The organism is Kitasatospora mediocidica KCTC 9733, from assembly GCF_000744225.1.
Lineage (GTDB): Bacteria > Actinomycetota > Actinomycetes > Streptomycetales > Streptomycetaceae > Kitasatospora > Kitasatospora mediocidica.
The window spans coordinates 370,281-391,247 of the sequence record NZ_JQLN01000006.1; the positions used below are offsets into that span (position 1 = coordinate 370,281).

General features: G+C 71.1%; 20 protein-coding genes. 11 read left to right on the top strand and 9 right to left on the bottom strand.

Translation table 11 applies throughout. The features are described from left to right. Positions 1-67: 67 nt before the first annotated feature. Entirely contained in the window at positions 68-385 is a 318-nt protein-coding gene (locus BS80_RS27935) for a hypothetical protein (protein WP_035803314.1), read from the bottom strand. A gap of 56 nt (positions 386-441) precedes the next feature. Further along, positions 442-1,146: a hypothetical protein gene (locus BS80_RS27940; RefSeq protein WP_035803315.1), complete on the bottom strand. Its 705-nt coding sequence runs from the start codon at positions 1,144-1,146 to the stop codon at positions 442-444. A gap of 979 nt (positions 1,147-2,125) precedes the next feature. On the opposite strand from BS80_RS27940, the gene BS80_RS27945 reads away from it, so the two are divergent. From BS80_RS27945 to BS80_RS27980, 8 genes are all read left to right on the top strand, one after another. Beyond that, entirely contained in the window at positions 2,126-3,598 is a 1,473-nt protein-coding gene (locus BS80_RS27945) for a nitroreductase family protein (RefSeq protein ID WP_035803317.1), read from the top strand. Positions 3,599-3,603: 5 nt separating this feature from the next. Further along, positions 3,604-5,043 (top strand): class I adenylate-forming enzyme family protein, encoded by a 1,440-nt coding sequence (locus tag BS80_RS27950; RefSeq protein WP_232246671.1) that lies wholly within the window; start codon positions 3,604-3,606, stop codon positions 5,041-5,043. 28 nt (positions 5,044-5,071) lie between these two features. After that, the gene (locus BS80_RS27955) at positions 5,072-5,335 is read left to right on the top strand and encodes a phosphopantetheine-binding protein (RefSeq protein WP_035803319.1); all 264 of its coding nucleotides are present in this window, start codon (positions 5,072-5,074) and stop codon (positions 5,333-5,335) included. After that, on the top strand, positions 5,328-6,044 hold the full coding sequence (locus tag BS80_RS27960) for a dihydrodipicolinate reductase C-terminal domain-containing protein (protein WP_035803321.1): 717 nt from the start codon (positions 5,328-5,330) through the stop codon (positions 6,042-6,044). The genes BS80_RS27955 and BS80_RS27960 overlap by 8 nt, the downstream gene beginning before the upstream one ends. After that, on the top strand, positions 6,041-6,817 hold the full coding sequence (locus BS80_RS27965; protein ID WP_051967280.1) for a class II aldolase/adducin family protein: 777 nt from the start codon (positions 6,041-6,043) through the stop codon (positions 6,815-6,817). The genes BS80_RS27960 and BS80_RS27965 overlap by 4 nt, the downstream gene beginning before the upstream one ends. 90 nt (positions 6,818-6,907) lie before the next feature. After that, positions 6,908-8,047, top strand: coding sequence for an acyl-CoA dehydrogenase family protein (locus tag BS80_RS27970; protein ID WP_035803323.1), 1,140 nt, complete (start codon positions 6,908-6,910; stop codon positions 8,045-8,047). 72 nt (positions 8,048-8,119) lie between these two features. Then, positions 8,120-9,502, top strand: coding sequence for a condensation domain-containing protein (locus tag BS80_RS27975; protein WP_035803325.1), 1,383 nt, complete (start codon positions 8,120-8,122; stop codon positions 9,500-9,502). 64 nt (positions 9,503-9,566) lie between these two features. After that, positions 9,567-10,835 (top strand): MFS transporter, encoded by a 1,269-nt coding sequence (locus tag BS80_RS27980; RefSeq protein ID WP_035795679.1) that lies wholly within the window; start codon positions 9,567-9,569, stop codon positions 10,833-10,835. A gap of 98 nt (positions 10,836-10,933) precedes the next feature. Here the strand turns inward: BS80_RS27980 and BS80_RS27985 are convergent, their stop codons facing one another. Together BS80_RS27985 and BS80_RS27990 are read right to left on the bottom strand one after the other, a co-directional pair. Further along, a complete protein-coding gene (locus tag BS80_RS27985) occupies positions 10,934-11,287 on the bottom strand; it encodes a VOC family protein (protein ID WP_035803327.1) in 354 nt (117 codons plus the stop codon). Between the two features lie 69 nt (positions 11,288-11,356). Next, complete coding sequence (locus BS80_RS27990) at positions 11,357-12,196, bottom strand: SDR family oxidoreductase (RefSeq protein ID WP_035803329.1); 840 nt, start codon at positions 12,194-12,196, stop codon at positions 11,357-11,359. A 142-nt stretch (positions 12,197-12,338) separates the two neighbouring features. Here BS80_RS27990 and BS80_RS27995 point away from each other — a divergent pair, with 142 nt between their 5' ends. Further along, positions 12,339-12,659 carry a winged helix-turn-helix transcriptional regulator gene (locus BS80_RS27995; protein ID WP_232246672.1) on the top strand — a complete coding sequence of 107 codons (321 nt, stop codon included), beginning with the start codon at positions 12,339-12,341 and terminating at the stop codon, positions 12,657-12,659. A 274-nt stretch (positions 12,660-12,933) separates the two neighbouring features. Next, positions 12,934-14,979: a S53 family peptidase gene (locus tag BS80_RS28000; RefSeq protein ID WP_035803333.1), complete on the top strand. Its 2,046-nt coding sequence runs from the start codon at positions 12,934-12,936 to the stop codon at positions 14,977-14,979. A gap of 84 nt (positions 14,980-15,063) precedes the next feature. Here the strand turns inward: BS80_RS28000 and BS80_RS28005 are convergent, their stop codons facing one another. Continuing rightward, complete coding sequence (locus BS80_RS28005; protein ID WP_035803335.1) at positions 15,064-15,492, bottom strand: ACT domain-containing protein; 429 nt, start codon at positions 15,490-15,492, stop codon at positions 15,064-15,066. Positions 15,493-15,663: 171 nt separating this feature from the next. Between BS80_RS28005 and BS80_RS28010 the strand changes: the two genes are divergently transcribed. Then, positions 15,664-15,912, top strand: a complete 249-nt coding sequence (locus BS80_RS28010) for an SCO4226 family nickel-binding protein (RefSeq protein ID WP_035804106.1) — start codon at positions 15,664-15,666, stop codon at positions 15,910-15,912. Between the two features lie 71 nt (positions 15,913-15,983). On the opposite strand, the gene BS80_RS28015 is transcribed toward BS80_RS28010, so the two are convergent. From BS80_RS28015 to BS80_RS28030, 4 genes are all read right to left on the bottom strand, one after another. Continuing rightward, on the bottom strand, positions 15,984-16,415 hold the full coding sequence (locus BS80_RS28015; RefSeq protein ID WP_035803337.1) for a GNAT family N-acetyltransferase: 432 nt from the start codon (positions 16,413-16,415) through the stop codon (positions 15,984-15,986). Between the two features lie 49 nt (positions 16,416-16,464). Further along, entirely contained in the window at positions 16,465-17,727 is a 1,263-nt protein-coding gene (locus BS80_RS28020; RefSeq protein ID WP_083975564.1) for a YhgE/Pip domain-containing protein, read from the bottom strand. A 94-nt stretch (positions 17,728-17,821) separates the two neighbouring features. After that, a complete protein-coding gene (gene zwf / locus BS80_RS28025; protein WP_035803339.1) occupies positions 17,822-19,204 on the bottom strand; it encodes a glucose-6-phosphate dehydrogenase in 1,383 nt (460 codons plus the stop codon). Between the two features lie 40 nt (positions 19,205-19,244). After that, positions 19,245-20,825, bottom strand: coding sequence for a GMC oxidoreductase (locus BS80_RS28030; protein WP_035803341.1), 1,581 nt, complete (start codon positions 20,823-20,825; stop codon positions 19,245-19,247). Between the last annotated feature and the right edge of the window lie 142 nt (positions 20,826-20,967).

The window sequence follows — 20,967 nt, forward strand, 5'->3', positions numbered from 1 at the left end:
GTATGCGGGTCACCGGATATCGGGGCCGGGCCTCCCGAAATTACTCGGGAGGCCCGGCCGCGCGTGCTTATTCGATGTTCTCGAGGATGGTGGACAGCTCGGTGGCGTCCTGATAGGCCGCCTCGGCCGCGGGAACCTGCGCCCAGTAAACGGCGTAGTTGGGCTTCCGGAACTGGCTCAGCAGGACGTAGGCGTCCTTCCATCGCTTGGCGGCGGCGTTGAACGAGGCTTTGACGGCCGGGTCCTCGGCGATCAGCGCTTCGAGCAGTCCGGCCTGGATGACCGGACCCCAGGTCTGCTGGATGCTCTGGGACTCCTCCTGCATTTTTTCGGCCGCGGTCGCGATGGCGCTCAGTGTGGCCGTGTCCGGAACCTGGTCTGCCATGGCTTCTCTCCTGTGCTCGGTGAACTGGCCGGTGAACTGGTCTGCGGGGCTTGCTCTCAGCGTACGGCGGGAATCTCCCTCCTATCGCCGTTTCCCTGGAGTCTGACCATTTCCTCATGGAACTTCGAGTAGATCTGCGCGGCCCGCTCAAGGGCTTTCTCGATGTCTCCACGGTCCATGCGCATCGCGTTCAACTGTCCGCGGTAGAGGTACAGGAAGGTGTTGAAGCCGATCTTCCTGAGATCGACCGCCGATTTCACCATGACGAACGCACTGACCTTCTCGGCCTTTTTGCGGATACCGCTCGACTCGATGCTGCGCTGCCATGCCCGCAGGTCAAGGCGTATGATCGAGTACTCCTCGGTCAGGACGACGTACCGATGGAGCGTCGACTCGCTGCCCTCCGAGCCACCGAGGAAGTCCGCCAGAACCTCGGTGACCAGAGTGGCGACCCCGTCGATGATCTCGTCCGCCGATCCCCGGCAGAATGATTTGAGGGCGCCGGCGATTGGCTTGCCGATGTCCTTGACCTGGCTGGACGTGAAGGCGTGTGTCTGGATCGTGCTCTCCAGTACCGCCTCTATGGGGATTCTCCTGTCCTGGTCGCTGCCGGCGGTGATCAGCGCCTTCTCTATGTCCATCTCGAAGAACTCGGCTTTCGTCTGGGCGAGAGCCGCCAGGGCTTCGAGCGTTTCCCTGGCCTCTTCCATCTGTTTCGACGACGGGTCGAGGCCTTCGATGACACCGGCGATTGGTCCCATGATCTCTCCTTGGGATTTCCGGAGGCCCGCTGCGACCCGGACGTCACCGGTCGCAGTGGGTGTGGTTTGCGCACTGTAAGTCAGTACACAAAGCAGTTGGCTGAGGTGGTGCGGGAGCCGGTCGGGTCTGTCTGGAAAGTGGTCGGTAATCCCGCCCGACTAACGATTACCCGCCTCCGGCATCCGTGATGCCGGCGGCACCGTAAAAACCGACCCGGAGCCGAGTAGTGCCCATTCGGCCCACCCGGCTTGCGGGTGCGGAATTGCGGCGCACAATCGGCGCTTCGGTGATCGGAATGGGCCGCCGGCACACCGGGATCGCGGGGATCGTCCTGGTGGGCGAGGGGTCGTGGCCTGGCGGTCCGTCATGACCGGCCGTGCGAAGGATGGTTGAGTGGACCGATCGAGAATCCGGGCGCCGGGGTCGCGGGGGTGTCCAACTTCCGTTTCCCGCACGCCTGCTGGGCCGCTCGGGGGCGCGGGACGCGCCCGCGCGAACCGGTCCAACCCGGCGGGGTGCCGGCGGCGGCGCGGAATGATGTCTGATTTGTAGCATTCATCCGGCCGGTCGGTATTTATTCAACAGCCTTGTTTATTTAATGGTCCTTGACCGCCGCCCGAGCAGCTTGGCATGCTGGCGATGGCCGTAACCGATCATGCGTTTCATGGTGCAGGGCGTTCGATCGGATACACGTTCAGATGATGAGACAGGGGGACGGGTCGGCAGCTGCCGACCCGCATGGGAGCAGCTGGGTGTGTGTCAGGGGATCCATCACCCGTCTCAAGTTCTGAGAAACCACGGCCCGGGTCAGAATTGGCTATAAAATCCCGCAAGGGGATCGCTGCAACCGCAAATGGTGTGCCCCTCACATTCCTCCGTGGTGCATTGGGTCCGCAAATCAGTGCGGAGGGCACGGCCTGTCCGGCTGCCTCATGCATATTCCGTGGACTGCCAGAGAATAGGAGGTTTGCGTCAGACGTGCAAGGAAATCTGATCACCCAGGAAGCCGGCTCCGTCGCATACGCGCCCGAGCGCGAATCCTCGGTCCGCACCGCCGACCTGTGGGCCAGGGTGGCCCTGCCGGCGGCGTCGCCCGAGCCGCCCGCCGAGCCCGTTGTCGCACCCGGCTTACGACTCGCTCTGTCCCTGCTGGAGGAAGGCGCGTTGACCAGTCGCGCCAACCGCTCCTGCACCTCGTACGTGGCGCGGGCGGTGCCGTCGGCCGGAGCCGTGTACCCGTACGAGTTCGCCGTCCTCGCCAGGGAGAACGGCGTGCCGACCGCCTTCCGGGTCGACGCCGATCGCCGTAGCTGTGCCCGGCTGGCCGTCGGGGACCGCGTCACCGCCGCGCTGGACGCCTCGACGCTCGCCATTCCGGACGACGGGGGAGCGCTGGTGGTCACCCTCACCCGCCCGTGGCTTTCGATGCGCAAGTACGGCGACCGCGGCTACCTTTACACCCAACTCGACGCCGGGCACGCTGCCGGCAACCTCGCCCTGGCCGCGGCCGGACGCGCTGTCACGGGCGCTCTGCGGCTGCGCTTCCCGAGGGGACCTCTCTCGGAGCTGCTGGAGGCGGGCGAGAACTGCCGGGAGATCCACTCCGCGATCCCGGTGTCGGCTGGTTCGGACGCTTCGGCCGACGAGGCGTGGACCCGATGGACGGTGCAGGACGGCACCGACCGGGAGCTGCGCGGCCCCACCTGGCGCTCCTGGCTGGAGAGCACCTGTTGGGACTCCCTCGGCGAATGGCCCGAGCACTCCGGCTCCGCCGCCCTCCCGACCGTGCCCGCACCGCTCGCGCGCATCCGCACGGGCCGACAACTCCCCGACGGAAAAGCCGGGTTGGGTGACCCGTCCGAGTGGTCACAACTGATCGGCACGCGGGCCTCCAGCAAGGCGTTCACGGGCGAGGCCGTCTCCGCCGCTGCGGTCTGGCAAGCGGTCTCGGCCCTGTCGACGCCGCTGGAGACCGACCTTCCCGACGCCTCGCCGCTGTCCGCCACCCTGGTCCTGCGCTCGACGACGGAACCCGAGCAGGACGCGGTGTACCGGCTGGGCACCGGTGAGCGGCTGCCCGGACAGCTGCCGTCCACCGATGAGGTGGCCCGCGCCTGTATGCAGCAGCGCGCCCTCGCCGGAGCCGCGGCCGTCCTGTTGCTGCACGTGCCGCGCACCTCGCTCGCCGGGGACGGCTCGGCCGCCGATGCCGAGAGCCTGCGTGAACTCACCTTCCGTTGCGGTGCCCTGGGGCAGCTGCTCTACCTGGGAGCGAACCGTGCGACGGTCGGGGTGACCGGCATCGGTGGTTTCGACACGCCGCTGTGGCGCACCCTGGCGGGGCTGCCGGAGGACGACGAGATCCTGTACGCACTGCTGCTCGGCTGCCCGGACGATTCGGGCGTCAAGTTCGACCGGCTTGCCACGGCGCACGCCCAGAACGAGCGGTGAGCCCGATGCGCGCTGTGCTTCCCGATGTCTTCACCGACGTTCTCGCCCGCCACGGCGACCGCGTCGCGGTCACCGACGCCGACGGTTCGCTGCGCTACGGCGAACTCGCCGCCCGGGCCCGGGCCGCGGCGGACGGGCTCGCCCGGTACACCGTGCCGGGCGAACGGCTGCGCGTGGGTCTGTATGCCACCAACTCCGTGGACTACGTGGTTGGTTACCTGGCCGCGCTGTTCGCCGGCGCGGTGCCCTTCCTGGCCGACTCGGCCTTCGGCTCGTTCGAACTCTCCCGGATCGCCGAGGACTGCGGGCTGGATCTGCTGATCCACGCCCCGGGCGCCGATGTTCGTCCTCTGGTGGACGAAGTCCTCCCGGCAGAAGGCGAGTTCGGCACCCTTGTGGTCAGCCGGGTGCGTCGCTACGACGCTCCCCGACCGCGGTTGCTGGACGACACCGAGGTCTGCCGGTTCACCTCCGGCTCCACCGGCCGGCCCAACTGTATCGAGTTCTCCGGCTCGGCCGTGGCCGCGGCGGCCGCCAACTGGGCGAAGGGCACCGGTCTTTCGGCCGAGGACCGGATCGCCTGTCTGGCCGCGCTCTCCAACGGGCTGGCCTTCAACACCTCCTTGCTGGCGGCCTTCCTGCCGGGTGCCTCGCTGCACCTGTCGCACGGTCTGCCCACCGCCTCCCGGATCGTGCGGCTCCTGGAGAGCACCGCCGCCACCCGGCTGGTGGCGTTCCCGGCGTTGTACGAGTCGATCGTGCGGCGTGCCCCGAAGGACGGCTTCGGCGCCGTCCGGACCGCGATCTCCTCCGGTGCGCCGCTGCGCGAGAGCGTGCGCGAGGAGTTCACCCGGCTCACCGGCGTGCCGATCCACAACTACTACGGGGTGGCCGAGACCGGGCCGCTGACGTATGCCCCCGAGGGGGCCGGCAGCGGGCTCGGCGCCCCCCTGCCCGGCGTACACCTGCTCGTTGAGGAGGAGGGGATCCGGGTCAGGAGCGAGTCGATGGGCTCGCGCTACCTCAATGCGCCCGGCGTGTTCGAGGAGCGGGTCGACCACGAGGGCTTCTACCACACCGGCGACCAGGGCCAACTGCACGACGACGTACTGCACTTGACCGGGCGCACCAGTCGGTTGGTCAATGTGGGCGGGCGCAAGATCGATCCGATCGAGATCGCCGAGGTGCTGCGCGCGGCCTCCGGGGTGCTGGACGCGGTTGCCTTCGAGGCCGAGAACCAGCACGGCGAACCGACCCTGGCCGCCGTGGTCGCCGTCGAACCCGGTGTGACCGCGCAGTCCGTGCGCGCACACTGCGCGGCGACGCTGCCCTCGTTCAAAGTGCCCGGCATTCTGCGCCTGGTGGACACGATACCGGTGAACTCGATCGGCAAGCCGTCCGTCGAGCGCCTGCGCCGCCTGCTCGGCGAGCCCCAGAGCAACTGAACCTCCCTTCGAGACACAGGAATTCCCCATGGACAACAGCTCGCTCCGCACCAAGATCATCGACCTCGCCGTCGCGGCCGGGGACGGCAGCCTCTCCGTCGACGAACTCGCCGGTGCCAACTACTCCCTGCGTGACGTCGGCTATTCCTCGCTCTCCTACATGCGCCTGATCGACAGCATCGAGAACGAGGTCGGTGTCTACCTGGACCCGGAGGCCGCCATCGAGCACTACGAGACCATCGACTCCGTCACGGCCCTGGTGATCGCCAGCGGCATAGGCGCCGATGCCTGAGGCACCCGTCGGCGAGGGCCTCAGCCTCGGGATCGTCGGCCTCGGGCGGCTCGGCTCGGCCGTGCGGTCGGTCTGCCACGCCGAGGGGACCAGGGTCTGCCTCACCGCCTCCCGCCGGGGTGGCTGGTCCGCCGAGGCGGTCCCCGATGTGCTCGTCGACGCCAGCGCACCCGAGGCGCATGCCGAGGTCCTGGAGTACTGCGCCGCTCATCGGGTACCGCTGATCGCCTGCGTCTCCAATCTGACGGACACCCAGTGGGGGGCGCTGGAGGAGCTGGCCGAGGTGGTGCCGGTGGTCCGGGCCACCAACCTCTCCTTCGGCCACTACCTCCAGGTGCGCATCGCCGAGTTCACCGCCGCCCTGACCACGGGCCGGTTCGGCGCGAGCACCACCGTCCGGGAGCGGCACCCGCTCGGCAAGGCACACCGGCCGAGCGCCACCGCGCTGGCGCTGGCTGCGACCTGGGCCGGGGCGAGCGGCCGGGCGGTGGCCGACATCGCCGACGAGAGGGCCGGACTACCGGTCAGCGAACACGAGTTGACCCACACCTGGGACGGCGAGTCGCTGCACGTGCGCCATCACGTCGGCAGTTGGACGGTGCCGGCCCGGGGTGCGCTGGCCGCCGCCGACTGGGCCCGTGCGGCATCCCCGGGCCTGGTCACCATGCGGACCGTCTACGACGACCTGACAGCGAGGAGCACGACATGAGCACCGATGAGCCGCAGCCGCAGCCGCAGCCGCAGCCGCAGTCGCAGTCGCTGAGTCCGGCCGAACGCCGGCTCGTTCTCCAGGTGGCGATCGGCGCCCGGATGCTTTCGCTCGACGGGCACGACGACTTCAACCAGGGCCAGATCTCCGCCCGGATACCCGGCCGGGACGAGTTCTTCATCAAGGGGGCGCTGGTCGGCTTCGACGAGGCCGCCCCGGCGGACGTGGTCCGCTGCCCGGTGGACCACACCCTGCCCGCGCCGCCGCTGGCCCCGCCCGAACTGCCGTTGCACCAGGCTATTTACCGGGCCCGCCCGGACGTCAACGGCATCGTGCACAGCCACGCGCCGTACACCCTGCTGTTCGGTGCCACCGACCTGCCGATGCGCCCGATCTCCCACGACGGTTCCTACTTCCGGGACCGGCTCGGCCTGTTCACCGAGACCAGCAACACCGTGCTGGACATCGAGACCGGTGAGCACATCGCCAAGGACCTCGGCGCGCACCCGGCCGTCCTCCTGCGCAACCACGGCGGAGTGGTCGTCGGCAAGAGCGTGCGGCACGCCGCCGTCTTCGCCCAGGTGCTGGAACGGGCCTGCCGCCTCCAGCTGATCGCCGAGGGGACCGGCGTCCCGTACACCTGGTCCACCGACCGGGACGTGGCCGCCAAGCAGGACTTCATCTACGCCGACCTCTCGGTCCGCTCGTACTGGGACTACGCGGTGCGCCGGGTCGCCCGGCAGTGGCCCGAAACCGCCGGCTGGGACCGCTAGCCGACCGCAACACCCGCACGGTCTCCGACAGATGGAGGTTCCGTCGCTCAGCTCAGCTCACCACACCCCGACACTGACAGAGGTGGTCCGATGAAGGTCCAGCGCATCCTGCCCACAGCCGAAGCAGCCGATCTGCTCGACCTGGTCAGGGATCTCGCGGACGGCGAACTCGCGCCGCGCGTCGCCGAGTTCGAAGCGGCTCACGAGTTTCCGCGGGAGGTCGTGCGGACCCTGGGTAAAGCCGGCTTGCTGAGCCTGCCGTACCCCGAGGAGTACGGCGGCGGGGGACAGCCGTACGAGGTGTACCTCCAGGCGTTGGAGCTGGTCGCCGGCCACTGGCTGGCCGTGGCCGAGTCGGTCAACGTGCACAACCTCGCCTGCTTCGGCACCGCCACCTACGGCACCCAGGCGCAGCGTGAGGAGCTGCTGCCCGGCATGCTGAGCGGCGAACTGCTGGGCGCCTACTGCCTGTCCGAGCCGGAGGCCGGTTCGGATGCGGCCTCGCTCAGCACCCGGGCGGTGCGGGAGGACGACGGCTATCGCATCACCGGAACCAAGTCCTGGGTCACCCACGCCGGTTACGCGGACTTCTACAACGTGTTCAGCCGTACGGGCGGGCCGGGGGCCCGCGGGCTGTCCTGTCTGGTGGTCCCCGGCGGCACGCCGGGCATGGTGGTGCACGAGCGGGAGCGGAAGCTGGGCGTCTGGTCCTCGCCCACTGCCCAGGTCGGCTTCGACGGCGTCCAGGTGCCGGCAGAGCGCCTGATCGGCCGTGAGGGCAAGGGTTTCCTGATCGCGATGGGCGCACTGGACTGCGGCCGTCTGGGCATCGCGGCCTGTGCGGTCGGCCTTGCCCAGGCGGCCGTCGACTACGCCGTGCGGTACGCGAAGGATCGTCGCCAGTTCGGGCAGCGGATCATCTCCTTCCAGGGCGTCGGCTTCATGCTCGCCGACATGGCCACGCAGGTCGCGGCCGCACGGGCCCTCACGCTGGCCGCCGCCCGGCTGAAGGACGCCGGTCTGCCGTACTCGCTGGAGGCGGCCAAGGCGAAGCTGTTCGCCACCGACATGGCGATGAAGGTGACCACCGACGCGGTGCAGGTGCTCGGCGGCGCCGGTTACGTCGCCGACCACCCGGTGGAGCGCTGGATGCGCGAGGCGAAGTTGCTGCAGATCGTCGAAGGCACCAACCAGATCCAACGACTGGTCATCTCGCAGGGTCTGGACTGAACATCTCGGCGCGTCCGGCCCGGCCCCGGCCGGCCCGGACGAGGCACATCGAAGGAAAAGGTGAGAAACACGATGACCACGGTCGACGAGCAGTCCATCGGACTGGACTCCGCGCGAGCCGGGACAGGCCCGGCCACCTGGGGGCAGCGGGCGATCTGGGGGGTCGTCACGCGGCTGGGTGACGACGCCCCCCGGTACAACCTGCGGACCGATCTCCCCCTCACCCCGCCCCGCCCGGCGTCCCGGGTGCGGGCGGACCTGACGGAGCTGCTGCTGCTCCACGACAGCCTGCACACCCGGCTGTTGCCGGAGAGCGTGGACGGCGAGGACGGCCTGGAGCAGGTGGTGGACGGCTCCGGCGAGCTCCCCGTGCAGATCCGCAGCTGCGCGCCGGAGCAGGCCCGAGCGGTCGGCGCCGCGCTGCTCGACGAGCTGGCCGGGCGCTCCTTCGACCACGGTCGGGAGTGGCCGCTGCGGGTCGGCCTGGTGGAGTGCGAGGGCCTGGTGCACCGGCTGGTGCTGGCGGCCTCGCACACCGCGATGGATCTCTGGGGCGAGGGCCGGATGGTCCGTGACCTGCGGTTGATCGAGGCGGGAGCGACCGCCGAGTCGCTGCGCGCGGACCGCCCGGCTCTCCAGCCGTTGGAGGCCGCGGAGGTCCAGGCGTCGCCGCTGGGCCGTCGCCGGGACGAGGCGGCCCGCCGCTACTGGTGCGAGCAACTCATCGTCGGCCCGCGGAAGATGTTCCCGAACCCGGCGGCGCCGGGCCTCGCCGCCGATCCGGGCCGGCTGTTCCCCAACGCGCTGCTGCGCTCGCCCGCGCTGGCGGTCGCCGTCACGCGGGTGGCGCAGGAGCTGGGGGTGAGCGACGCCGCGGTGTTGCTGGGGGCGGCCTCCCACCAGCTGGCCAGGATGTCCGGCAGCAGCGATGTGCTGTTCCAGGTGGTGGTGGGCAACCGGTTCCAGCCGGCCGCCGCCGAGTCCGTCAGCACGATGGCGCAGGAGGCGGTGTTCCTTCTCACCGACGCGGACCGGGACTTCGCGGACGCGGTGCAGCGGACGCGGTCCGTCGCGTTCACGGCGTTCCGGCACGCGGGGTACGACAAGTGGGCGCTGGAGCGGGAGGTGGCGGAGCTGGCCGAGCGCGGCGAGGTGGCCGACCACTCGTGCTGGTGGAACGACACCCGGGACCCGGGCACCGGGCCCTTCGACACCGTCGAGCGGCCGCAGGCGGCGCTAAGAGAGCTGATCGGCCGGACCGAACTCAGCTGGCCGACGGACTTCCCGGCGAGGGTGAACGTCTCGGTTGCGGTGGATGTGCTGACCGCCCCGGGCGTCCTGGAGCTTGCCATGACCGCCGACCCGGCAGTGATCACCCGTGAGGGGATGGAGCAGTTCCTGCGTGGGGTCGAGGGGCTGGTCGTCGGCGAGGCGATCGCGCTGGGCGACGGATGACACGGCGTCGGGCAGGCATGGGACCGATGACGACCACGAGCTACGGCTGGAGCACTGAAGAGTCATGACCGAACCGTTGACCGACCACACCGACGCGCAGGCGTCCGCGCGGCCCCAGGACCCGCCGGGCGGCGAACCGGCCATCTGGTCCCGCAACTTCCGCTACTACTTCACCGCGCGCAGCGCGGGCCTGCTCAGCTGGGCGATGCTGCCGGTGGCGGTCTCGGCCGGCCTGCTCAGGGGCGGCTACGGGCTGAGCACCGCCGGATACGCGATGGCGTTCCTGGTGGGCCCCTTCGCCGCCCTGGTGCTGTTCGGCGGCGTCCTGGCCGACCGCTTCACCGCCCGCCGGATGATGATCGCCGCCGACCTGACCAACCTCACCACCCAGATCCTGCTCGCCGTCCTCTTCCTGCACCGCATCGACCACCTCTGGCAGCTCTACGCCCTGCTGATGATCGCCGGCACCGCCAACGCCATGTTCCAACCCGGCGCCTCCTCCACCGTCCCCCTGGTCGCCCGCGACGTCCAGGGCGCCAACGGCGTCCTGCGCACCTCCGAGGCCCTCACCGGCCTCGGCGGCCCCGCCCTGGCCGGCCTCCTGGTCGGCACCGCCTCCACCGGCTGGGTCATGATCATCTCCGCCGCCGCCTACGGCACCAGCGCCACCTGCCTCTTCGCCCTGCGCCTGGGCGTCGTCCCCGCCCCACCCGCCGGCGAGAGCCTGTGGCGCAACCTCGTCGTCGGCTGGCACGAATTCCGCTCCCGCAGCTGGCTCTGGGGCGTCATCGTCATCTGGATGTTCTTCGCCGTCCTGTCCTGGGGACCCCAACTCTCCATCGCCGCCGGCGTCATCGTCCCCGCCCACGGCGCCACCGCCTTCGGCCTCATCAACGCCGCCCTCGGCGCCGGAACCGTCGCCGGCGGCCTCCTCGCCATCCGCTACAAACCCGCCCGCCCCCTCGCCGCCGGCGCCACCGCCATGCTCGCCTACCCCCTCTACCCCCTGGGCATCGTCCTCGGCGCACCCGTCTGGCTCCTCGCCCTCGCCCAGACCACCGTCGGCATCGGCATCGGCATCTGGGGCGTCATGTGGGCCACCAGCGTCCAGACCCAGGTCCCCGGCGAAGTCCTCAACCGCGTCCACGCCTACGAAGTCGCCGGCTCCGTCGGCATGTACCCCGTCGGCAGCGCCCTCGCCGGCCCCGCCGTCAAAGCCTTCGGCACCCACCACGTCCTCCTCGTCGGCGCAGCCGCCGCCGCCCTCACCGCCACCGCCCTCCTCCTCACCCACCCCATCCGCACCCTCGGCCGCGCACCCGACCGCACCTGACCCCAACCACCCGAGCACAACGCCGACAAACGCCACACCCGCCGACGGGTCGCCACACCCGTCGACGGGTGACCCGTCACCGACGTTCCTCGTCGCGGTTACTGCGAGCGCCGGCCGAGAATGCAGAACTCGTTGCCCTCGGGGTCGGCCAGGACGACCCAGGACTGCTCACCCTGTCCGATGTCGACACGCTGTGCGCCGTGAGCCACCAGGCGAGCCACCTCGGCCTCCTGGTCCTCCGGCCTGAAGTCGAGGTGCAGTCGGCTCTTCGCCGTCTTGGGCTCGTCAACCCGGACGAAGTCCAAGCCCGGCAGGCGATCCGGCGCCGGGCGGATCTCGAACTCGTCATCAGAGGAGTAGACCACCACCCATCCAAGGGCCTCGGCCCACCACTGCCCCAGGGCCGCCGGGTCTACCGAGTGGACGATTACCTGTTCCCATTCCAAGGTCATCCGGCGAGCGTATACCGGCCGTGGCTTCGAGAAGAAGGCAATTCTGGCACTCTTTCGGGGTGCGCCAGATCAGCGGAACGCGGCGATGTTGCGGGCGGCCCAGTCGGCGAACGGGCGCGGGGCGCGGCCGAGGACCCGCCGGACGTCCGGGCTGACGCGCAGTTCGGCCGGGTTCGGGGAACCGAGGATGGTCAGGGTGTCCTCGGCGAGCTCGGCCGGCATGCTCCGGGCCATGGCGGCCTTGGCCTCGTCGCGGGTGAGGTCGTGGAAACGTACCGGCGAGCCCAGCGCGGCGGCGATGGCCTCCGCCTGCCCGCGCGGCGTGATCACCTCCGGGCCGGTCAGCTCGTACACACCGCCGGTGTGCCGGTCGTCCAGCAGGCAGGCCGCCGCGACCTCCGCGATGTCCGCCGGATCGATGATCGGCACCCCGACGTCGCCGAAGGGAGCGGCGACGACCCGCTGCGTGCGGATGGACTCGGCCCACCACAGGGCGTTGGAGGCGAAGCCGCCCGGCCGCAGGATCGCCCACTCCAGGCCGGACTCCCGCAGCACGTCCTCCAGCGCGCGCATCGCGATCCGCGTCTCGCCGAAGGGCCTGGTCGCCACGCCCTGCGTGGAGAGCAGGACGACCCGGCGGACCCCGCCGGCGCGAGCCGCGCCGATGATGTCGGCCGGGCTGGCTCCTGCGGCGTGCAGGTCGCCGGACAGCAGCAGGAACAGCGCTTTCGCTCCGGCCAGCGCGGGCTCGAGTCCGGCCGGTTCGGCCAGGTCGGCCGTGACGTGCCGGACGCCGTCCGGCACTGCCGCCGCGTGCCGCGACACCGCCGTCACCTGCTCGCCCGCCTCGGCCAACGCCCGCGTCAACGGCCGGCCCACATTCCCGGTAGCCCCGGTCACCACGATCATGTACAGCTCCTCGTCCGGTGTCTTCTGTGGTCTTCACGGTAGGAGCCGGGCTAACTTCTGGTAAGGACATACTTTTAAGTAAGCTCAGCACGTGACGGGAAGCGCGCAGCACACACGGGCCAAGGCGGGGGAGCGGTATGAGGTGTTTCACACCGACTGCCCCGCACGTGACGTCGTCGACCACGTGACCAGCAGGTGGGGCGTCTGGGTGTTGATCTCCTTGCGGAGCAACGACCTCCGGTTCTACGAGCTGCGCGAGAGCATCCAGGGCGTCAGCGAGAAGATGCTCGCCCAGACCCTGCGCGGGCTGGTCCAGGACGGCCTGGTCTGGCGGGAGGTCGAGCCGACGACGCCGCCTCAGGTCACCTATGGGCTGACCGAGTTCGGCCGGGAGGTCGGCGAATCGCTGACGGAGCTGTTCGACCGGATTACGCGGCGGCTCTCGCCGCTCGACGCGCACTAGCATCGAAGGGCCGACCACGACACTGCGCGGCCGCCGGCATTCGTCGAATCGGCCCTGACATACCGTCAGGCGAGTGAAGTATTCCCGGACACGGCCAGGACGCCGCAGAGGCTTGTCCGCGCGCGAAATAGTCTCCGGGAAACGGCTCAGCATCTAGCCGGTCCCCTCCTCGAACCATCGCGAACTCCTGCGTGCCCTCGCGATCCCTCGTGAACCACGCCCCGATGCGGCATTCTCCCGGCCGGTCGGAAAGCTCGAACCGAAAGGGCTTTGCATGCGTATCAACAGCTCACGCAGACGAGGGGGAGTAGCGCTGGCGGCGGTGCTGCCGCTGCTCGCCGCGGTCTCGGCCGGGACGGCGGCGCACGCTGCCGCGCCCGCGCCGCGACAGGGCCGGGCCATCGTCGCGGGCACCAAGCCCGGCTGGGCGCAGCCGTCCACCGACGCGGGCGCGGCCGCCGGGGCGGCCCCGGTCACCGCGCGGGTGTACCTGGCCGGGCGCGACCAGGCGGGGCTGGAGGCGCTGGCGCGCCAGGTCTCCGACCCGAAGTCGAGTTCGTACGGCCACTACCTGACGGCGCAGCAGCTGGCCGACCGCTTCGGCCCCACCGACGAGCAGACCGCGCGGGTCCGGTCCTGGCTCACCTCGGCGGGCATGCAGGTCACCGCCGCCAACGCGCACTACCTCACCGTCCAGGGCGACGTGGAGACCGCGGAGCGTGCCTTCGGCACCGAGCTGCGCACCTACCACCGCGACGGCCGCACCTACCGCGCGCCGGCCTCCGAGGTCACCGTCCCGGCCGAGCTGGCCGGTGACGTACTGAGCGTCAGCGGCCTGAGTACCGCGCCCAGCCGCGTACACCCGGGCAAGGCCCGCACCGCCGACGCTCCGCCCGCGGGCAAGTCGGCGCCGCGTGACACGCTGCCCGGTCCGGGCGCGGCGTTCGTCAACTCGCCGCCGTTCTCGACGTTCTACGGCTCCAACCCGGCGACCGGCACCCCGCAGGCGTACGGCGCCACCCAGCCCTACGTGCTCCAGGGCTACAACGGCAGCCAGTTGCGCAGTGCGTACGGCGCGACCGAGAGCGGTCTGACGGGCAAGGGTGTGAAGGTCGCGATCGTCGACGCCTACGACTCGCCGACGCTGGGCGACGACGTCGCCCAGTACGCCGCGGCGCACGGCGACGCGCCGTACGGCAAGAACCAACTGCTGCGCTACGACCCGGCGGTGTGGACCCACACCACGGCCGACACGAGCGTCGACCCGAACGCCTGCGACGCGAGCGGCTGGTACGGCGAGCAGACGCTGGACGTCGAGGCGCTGCACGCGATGGCGCCCGAGGCCGACATCAGCTACGTCGGCGCCGCCTCCTGCGGTGACCCCGACCTGCTCGACGCGCTGGACCGGGTGGTCGACCAGCACCTCGCCGACATCGTCTCCAACTCCTACGGTGAGGCCGAGAACGCCAGCGACCCCGCGCTCGACCAGGTCTACCGGCGGATCTTCGTGCGCGGGGCGGTGGAGGGCATCGGCTTCTACTTCTCCAGCGGCGACGACGGCGACGAGGTGGCCAAGACCGGCACCAAGCAGAGCGACGTGCCGGCCTCGATGCCGTGGGTGACCGCGGTCGGCGGTACCTCGCTGGGCCTGGACTCCTCGGACACCTACCGCTTCGAGACCGGCTGGGGCACCCAGAAGGCGCTGCTGTCGGCGGACGGCGCCGGCTGGACGAACTTCCCCGGCACCTTCAGCGGCGGCGCGGGCGGCGGTACCAGCTCGCGCTTCGACGCGCCGTACTACCAGAACGGCATCGTGCCCGACGCGCTGGTGACGGCCAACGGCGGCCACAACCGCGTGGTGCCGGACATCGCCGCGGTCGCCGACCCCAACACCGGCTTCCTGGTCGGCCAGACCCAGGCGTTCCCGGACGGGAGCGCCAAGTACAGCGAGTACCGCGTCGGCGGCACCAGCCTGGCCTGCCCGGTGATGGCCGGCCTCCAGGCCCTCGCCCAGCAGGCCAAGGGCGCGCCGCTCGGCTTCGCCAACCCGGCGATCTACGACCGCTTCGGCAGCGGCGCCTACCACGACGTGACCGACCACCCGTTCGGTCCCGGCTCCGAACTGGCCGAGGTGCGCGTCGACTTCACCAACAGCGTGGACGCCAGTGCCGGTACGGTGACCTCGCTGCGGACGCTCGGCAAGGACTCCTCGCTGTCGGCCGTCGCGGGCTACGACGACGTCACCGGCGTGGGCAGCCCCACCGCCGACTACCTGCGCTCGTACTGCCCGCCGGAGGACCACGACCACGACGGGTCGTAGTTCCCCCCCAGGACCGGGGCGGTCGCGCGGTGCTCTCGGCGCCGCGCGCCCGCCCCTCGGCGTGCAGCGGGCCTCGGGCCGGTCTCAGCTCTGTTGGGCGAGCTCCTCCAGCAGGGCGACCGCCTCGGCCGCGCGCTCGTACGGGACGAAGAGGTGGTCGTGGTGGAAGCCCGCGACGACGTTACAGCTCAGCCCGGCCTCGGTCAGCCGCTGGGCGACCGCGGCCGTCAGCCCGACCGCCTCCAGCGCGGAGTGCACCCGCAGGGTGATCCACCCCGCGACGAAGTCGTACCGCAGCCCCGCGGCCTCGGCCTCCTCCAGCCGCACCACGAGCGTCAGCCCCTCCGGCTCGGCCACGCTCACCACCGGCACCACGCCGGCCGGGACGCTGCCCCCGCTGCCCTCGCCGCTGCCCTGGCCGCCGCTCTCGACGAAGCCGAAGACATACCGCCCGGGGTTCAGCTCGGGCCGCATCCCGCTCAGCAGCTTCCGCAGGTCCTTCTCACCACTCATTGCGCCACCCTAAGGCCGACCGGCACATGGTGGGCGGCGCGGGCGGGCGCGGCCCAGGCGTGCGAGAGCGCTGAGGGCGAGAATGGTGGGTAGCAACCGACCGGGCGACTCGGCGACTCGTCGATCCCAGCCGGTCGGACCGTCCGGGGGGAGCAGGTGAGGTGAGTGCTGATGCCGACTTTCATGGATGTCCATCGCCACATGACCGGTATCACGCCCGAGCAGCTCAGGGCCGCGCATCAGGAGGACCTCGACCTCGAGTCGGCCGAGAGCGTCCACTTCCAGCGTGCGTGGGCCGATCCGGTCTCCGGATCGGTGTTCTGCCTGTCCGAGGGCCCCTCCCGTGAGGCCGTGCAGCGCGTGCACGAGCAGGCGGGCCACCCGGCGGACGAGATCTACGAGGTCCCCATCGAGGTGTAGCCGACGCCCGGCTGTCGACGCCCGGCTTCCCCTGCCGCGCCACCGGAGGGGAAGCCCAGCCGCCGGGTGGCTCACTGCTCGCCGAAGACCATCCATTTCTCCGGCTTCGCCATCGGCGCGTAGCCCACCCTGGCGTAGACCTCGTGGGCGTCCGCGGTGGCGAGGAGGACGCGGCGCAGTCCGTAGGGGGTGAGGTGGTCGCGGACGGTGGCGACCAGGGCGGTGCCCAGGCCCTTGCCGCGGGCGGCGGGGGCGATGTACACGTCGCAGAGCCAGGCGAAGGTGGCCCGGTCGGTGACGACGCGGGCGTAGCCGAGCTGGGCTCCGGACGCGCTGTCGTAGAGGCCGAAGTTGAGCGAGCCCGCGATGGCGGCGTCCTGCTTCTCACGGGCGCGGCCCAGCGCCCAGTAGGCGTCCTCGGAGAGCCAGCGGTGGATCAGCGCGACGTCCAGGCGCTCGGCGTCGGTGGAGATCTCGTAGCCGTCCGGCAGGTTGGTTTCCATCCCTTGATCCAAGCAGGGCCGCTCGCCCGCGGGCCAGTGAAATTTCGGATCACCTGGCCGAGCTGGGTTCGGAGGCGTCGGGGGCGTCGGGCTCGGCGGGGTGGATCCGGTGCAGGCCCTTGCGGTCGTAGTAGCGGGTCATCGCGAAGCCGAAGACCAGGGCGGCGGCCAGGCCGACGGCCATCATGGTCCAGGCGCGGGCCAGGCCGGCGTCGGCGCGGGCGTCGAAGTAGAGGATCGAGCGGACGCCGTCGGTGAGTTGGCGCATCGGCTCGAACTCGGCCAGCACCCGGTAGAAGCCGGGCAGCGCCGCCAGCGGGACGGTCGCGCCGGAGGAGGGCAGGGCGAGGGCGATGAAGACGAACATCGCGATCAGCTGCCCGATGCCGCCGAACGCGGCGAGCAGGGCCTGCGCGCCCAGACCCACGGTGGCGGTGGCGCAGAACGAGAAGACCCAGAGCAGCGGCAGGTGCGAGGCGTCCATGCCCAGGATGGCGACGGTGGCCAGCATGATCAGACTGGACGTCAGCGCGGAGAGCCCGACGGACAGCGTGCCGGTGACGACGAGGGTCTGGGTGCGGCTGATCGGCACGGTGGGGCGCTGGGTGCGCAGCGGGCCCAGCTCGCTGGCCGCGTAGCCGAGGGCGACGTCGACGCTGTTGGCGATCACGGTGGCGCCCAGGAAGCCGGCCAGGACCAGCAGCAGCGTGTAGTAGAAGGCGGTCAGCCCCAACCCGCTGTGCGTGCCGATGGGGTGGCCGACGGCGGTGAGGACGGTGACCGGGTCGGCCAGCAGCAGCCGTTCGGCGCTGCTGGCCTGCGGGACGCCGCGTTGCGCGGTGAGGCTTGCGCCGAGTTGGGTGGAGGCGGTGTGCGCGGCCTGCAGGGCGATGCCGGAGGCCAGCGAGGAGGCCAGGCTGCCGGCGCCGGGGTTGGTGAGCACGGTGATGGTGGGCTGCGCGGGGGCGGTCGGTGCGGGGGCGCCGAGCGCGCCGACGGCCGCCGTGAAGCCGCTGTCGACCTCCAGGACGGCGTACAGCTTGGCCGAGGCGAGCTGGTCCATCGCGCCCTGCTGGTCCAACGGCCGCCAGCCGACCTGGTGCTGGGGATCGGGGGCGTTGGCGATGCCGGCGGTGATCTGTGCGCCGAGGTTGAGGGGCTGCCCGTTCACCACCGCGCCCTGGTCGGCGTTGACCAGGCCGATCGGCAGCCGGTGCAGATTGCCGCGCGGGTCGACGATGCCGCCGACGTAGAGCAGCGACAGCAGGAGCGTCACGAGTCCGATCAGGACCGCGGGGAAGATCCAGATCATCGGGGACCGCAGCACCCGCGCTGCGGTCGTCCGGCCCACCAACGGCTGTGCGGGCAAGGGGTCCAGCTCCTCTCGTCGGACTCCCGGCGGGCGGTCAGCCCGTGGGGTTGTGCCAGGTGTCGCCGGCCGGCAGCAGCGCGTCGGCGTCGGCCGGGCCCCAACTGCCCCTGGCGTAGGGGTGGACGGGCGTGGCGTCGCCGAGCACCGGGTCGACGACCTGCCAGGCGGCCTCCACGGTGTCCTGCCGGGCGAAGAGCCAGCGGTCGCCGTCCAGCGCGGCGCCGATCAGCCGGTCGTAGGGGCGCATGTCGGAGCCGGGCTGCTGGGTGAAGCTGAGCTCCTCGGCCTGCGGCTCCCAGCCGGCGCCGGGCTTCTTGCCCGCCAGGGTCAGGCTCACCCGGCTCTCCGGCCAGATCCGGAAGCGCATGGTGTTGCTCACCGGCACCGGTCCGGGCCCGCGTCCGAAGACGTCGTGCGGCACCTTGCGGAACTTCACGCTGATCTCGGTGGCGGTGACCGGCAGGCACTTGCCGGCCCGGATGACGATCGGCACGTCCGCCCAGCGCCAGGAGTCGGCGGCGAGCCGGACGGCCACGTACGTCTCCACGGTCGAGCGCGGATCGACGCCGGCGACCTCGCGGTAACCCTCGTACTGGCCGCGCACGGTGTCCTTGGTGCCGAGCGGGCGCAGCGAGGCGACCACCCGCATCTTCTCGTCCCGCCAGGAGGCCAGGCCCTGCCCGGACGGCGGGTCGGCCAGCACGGTCGCCAGCACCTGGAGCATGTGGTTCTGCACGACGTCGCGGATGGCGCCGGTGCGGTCGTAGAAGCGGCCTCGGTCCGAGACGTCGAAGGCCTCGGCCATGGTGATCTGGATGCTCTCGACATGGGTGCGGTTGAGCAGCGGCTCGATCATCGAGTTGGCGAACCGCGCGAACAGCACGTTCTCCACCGGGTCCAGGCCGAGCCAGTGGTCGACCCGGTAGACCGCGTCCTCGGGGAAGTAGGCGTGGATGGTCGCGTCGAGCGCGCGGGCGCTGTCCAGGTCGGCGCCGAACGGCTTCTCCACCATCACCCGGGCGTTCTCGGCCCGGCCGACGCCGGCGATGCCCTTGGCCACCCGGGCGAACAGCGCGGGCGGGACCTCCAGGTAGAAGAGCAGCCGCGAGGCGCCGCCGATCGCGTCGGACATCGCCGCGTAGGTGGCGTCGTCGTCGAGGTCACCGTCGACGTAGCGCAGCAGCGCCAGCATCCGGCGGGCGTCCGCCGCGTCCGGGTCCATGCCGGCCAGCCGCAGCGAGTCGGCGGCGTAGGCGCGGAACTGGTCCAGCCCCCAGCCGCTCTTGGCGACGCCGACCACCGGTACGTCCAGTGCACCGCGCGCGACCAGCCCGACCAGGGCGGGGAAGGTCTCCAGCTTGGCGAGGTCGCCGGTGGCGCCGAAGATGACCAGCGCGTCCACGCGGTCCGTGGGCATCGGTGTGCTCCTAAGGTCTCTGAGGTGGAGTGGCGCCCGGTCAGCGCAGGCGGTCCAGGAGGTGGTCGCCGACCCGCAGGGCGTTCGCGATGGCGGTCAGCGACGGGTTCACCGCGCCGATGCTGGGGAAGAAGGCGGTGTCGACGACGTAGAGGTTGTCGAGGTCGTGGGCCTTGCAGTGCACGTCCAGCGCCGAGCTGCTCGGGTCGGTGCCGAACCGGACGGTGCCCGCCTGGTGGGCGGTGGCGCCGATCGGCATCGTCTTGTGCAGATAGAGGCTGTGCGGCAGCAGATGCTGCTCGTGCATCCCGAGCCGGCCCAGCATGCCGCGCAGCCGGTGCTGGAGACGGTCCAGGCCGGCTGTGTTGTTGCGCTCGTCCAGGGTGAGGCGGATCTGCCCCGAGCTCTCCAGGGTGACCCGGTTGCCGGGCAGCGGCAGGTCCTCGCCGCAGAGCCAGAAGTCGACGGCGTGGTGGGCCAGTACCTCGAACGGCAGGTCGGGCGAGAGCTGTCCGGCCCAGCGCGGCGCCTCGGCGCGGATCTGCTCGGCGTCCGACTTGCCGAGCATCTGGATGCCGCCGAGCGGGAAGTCCCAGTCGTCCGCGCCCAGATACCAGTCGTGCAGCGCCAGGGTCTTCTGGAAGGTGGTGGGGTTCGGCTCCAGGGAGACGGCCATCAGGGCCAGGTTGTTGTGCCGCATGTAGTGCCGGCCCACCACGTCCGAGCTGTTGGCCAGCCCGCGCGGGTGCCGGTCGTTGGCCGAACGCAGCAGCAGTGCGGCCGAGTTGACGGCTCCGCAGGCCACCACCACGATGTCCGCGGCGAATGCGGCGGGCGACCCGTCGGCCAGCTCGGCGACCACCCGGGTGACGGTGCGGCCGGTCGGGTCCGTCTCCAGGCGCCGCACGGTGACGCCGGTGCGCAGTTCGACGCCGGGGTGGGCCAGCGCCGGTTCGACACAGACCACCTCCGCGTCGGACTTCGCGCCGAGCAGGCAGGGGAACCCGTCCACCCGGTCGCAGCGGATGCAGGCGCTGCCGTGTGCGGCCCGGCCCTGTTCGTCCTGCGTCAGGTCGACGCCGATCGGCAGGTGGAACGGATGCAGGCCGAGCTTCTCCAGGTCGTCGCTGAGCCGCTGGATCCGCGGCTCGTGGCGCACCGGCGGGTGGGCGTACTGGGCGCTGACCGGGCCCTCGGTGGGGTCCTCGCCGTGCCGGCCGTGCACCCGGTAGAGGTGCTCGGCCTGGGTGTAGTACGGCTCCAGGTCCTGGTAGTCGATCGGCCAGGCGGGGGAGAGGCCGTCGTGGTGGCGCAGCTCGCCGAAGTCCTGCGGGCGCAGCCGGAACAGCGCGGCGCCGAAGAACTTGGTGTTGCCGCCGACGTAGTAGTTGGTCTCCGGGGCGAACTCCCGCCCGTGCCGGTCCAGCCAGAGTTCCGGGGCACGGTACTTGGCCCGGACGAACACCGCGCCGGAGTCCCAGTTGTCGCGCTCGCGCGGCAGGCGGCCGCCGCGCTCCAGCAGCAGCACCCGCTTGCCCGAGGGGGCCAGCCGGTGGGCCAGCGTGCCGCCGCCGGCGCCGGTGCCGATGATGATGACGTCGTAGTGCTGATCGTCGGTCACGGGCAGGGCCGTCCTCGGTGCTCTCGCTCGGTGCTGTGGTGGGCGGCAGGTGCGCCGGCTCCGCTGATCGGCAAGGTATCGAGCACCGGCGCGAAAACGGCCCGGTGCCGGCGGGCGCCCCGCGAGTTCACCCGATCGGTGG

What these genes read in the sequence shown, in the direction of transcription:
- BS80_RS27935 (WP_035803314.1), bottom strand. Translation starts at nt 385, where the DNA reads ATGGCAGACCAGGTTCCGGACACGGCCACACTGAGCGCCATCGCGACC.
- BS80_RS27940 (WP_035803315.1), bottom strand. Translation starts at nt 1,146, where the DNA reads ATGGGACCAATCGCCGGTGTCATCGAAGGCCTCGACCCGTCGTCGAAA.
- BS80_RS27950 (WP_232246671.1), top strand. Translation starts at nt 3,604, where the DNA reads ATGCGCGCTGTGCTTCCCGATGTCTTCACCGACGTTCTCGCCCGCCAC.
- BS80_RS27955 (WP_035803319.1), top strand. Translation starts at nt 5,072, where the DNA reads ATGGACAACAGCTCGCTCCGCACCAAGATCATCGACCTCGCCGTCGCG.
- BS80_RS27960 (WP_035803321.1), top strand. Translation starts at nt 5,328, where the DNA reads ATGCCTGAGGCACCCGTCGGCGAGGGCCTCAGCCTCGGGATCGTCGGC.
- BS80_RS27965 (WP_051967280.1), top strand. Translation starts at nt 6,041, where the DNA reads ATGAGCACCGATGAGCCGCAGCCGCAGCCGCAGCCGCAGCCGCAGTCG.
- BS80_RS27970 (WP_035803323.1), top strand. Translation starts at nt 6,908, where the DNA reads ATGAAGGTCCAGCGCATCCTGCCCACAGCCGAAGCAGCCGATCTGCTC.
- BS80_RS27975 (WP_035803325.1), top strand. Translation starts at nt 8,120, where the DNA reads ATGACCACGGTCGACGAGCAGTCCATCGGACTGGACTCCGCGCGAGCC.
- BS80_RS27980 (WP_035795679.1), top strand. Translation starts at nt 9,567, where the DNA reads ATGACCGAACCGTTGACCGACCACACCGACGCGCAGGCGTCCGCGCGG.
- BS80_RS27985 (WP_035803327.1), bottom strand. Translation starts at nt 11,287, where the DNA reads ATGACCTTGGAATGGGAACAGGTAATCGTCCACTCGGTAGACCCGGCG.
- BS80_RS27990 (WP_035803329.1), bottom strand. Translation starts at nt 12,196, where the DNA reads ATGATCGTGGTGACCGGGGCTACCGGGAATGTGGGCCGGCCGTTGACG.
- BS80_RS28000 (WP_035803333.1), top strand. Translation starts at nt 12,934, where the DNA reads ATGCGTATCAACAGCTCACGCAGACGAGGGGGAGTAGCGCTGGCGGCG.
- BS80_RS28005 (WP_035803335.1), bottom strand. Translation starts at nt 15,492, where the DNA reads ATGAGTGGTGAGAAGGACCTGCGGAAGCTGCTGAGCGGGATGCGGCCC.
- BS80_RS28010 (WP_035804106.1), top strand. Translation starts at nt 15,664, where the DNA reads ATGCCGACTTTCATGGATGTCCATCGCCACATGACCGGTATCACGCCC.
- BS80_RS28015 (WP_035803337.1), bottom strand. Translation starts at nt 16,415, where the DNA reads ATGGAAACCAACCTGCCGGACGGCTACGAGATCTCCACCGACGCCGAG.
- BS80_RS28020 (WP_083975564.1), bottom strand. Translation starts at nt 17,727, where the DNA reads ATGATCTGGATCTTCCCCGCGGTCCTGATCGGACTCGTGACGCTCCTG.
- zwf (WP_035803339.1), bottom strand. Translation starts at nt 19,204, where the DNA reads ATGCCCACGGACCGCGTGGACGCGCTGGTCATCTTCGGCGCCACCGGC.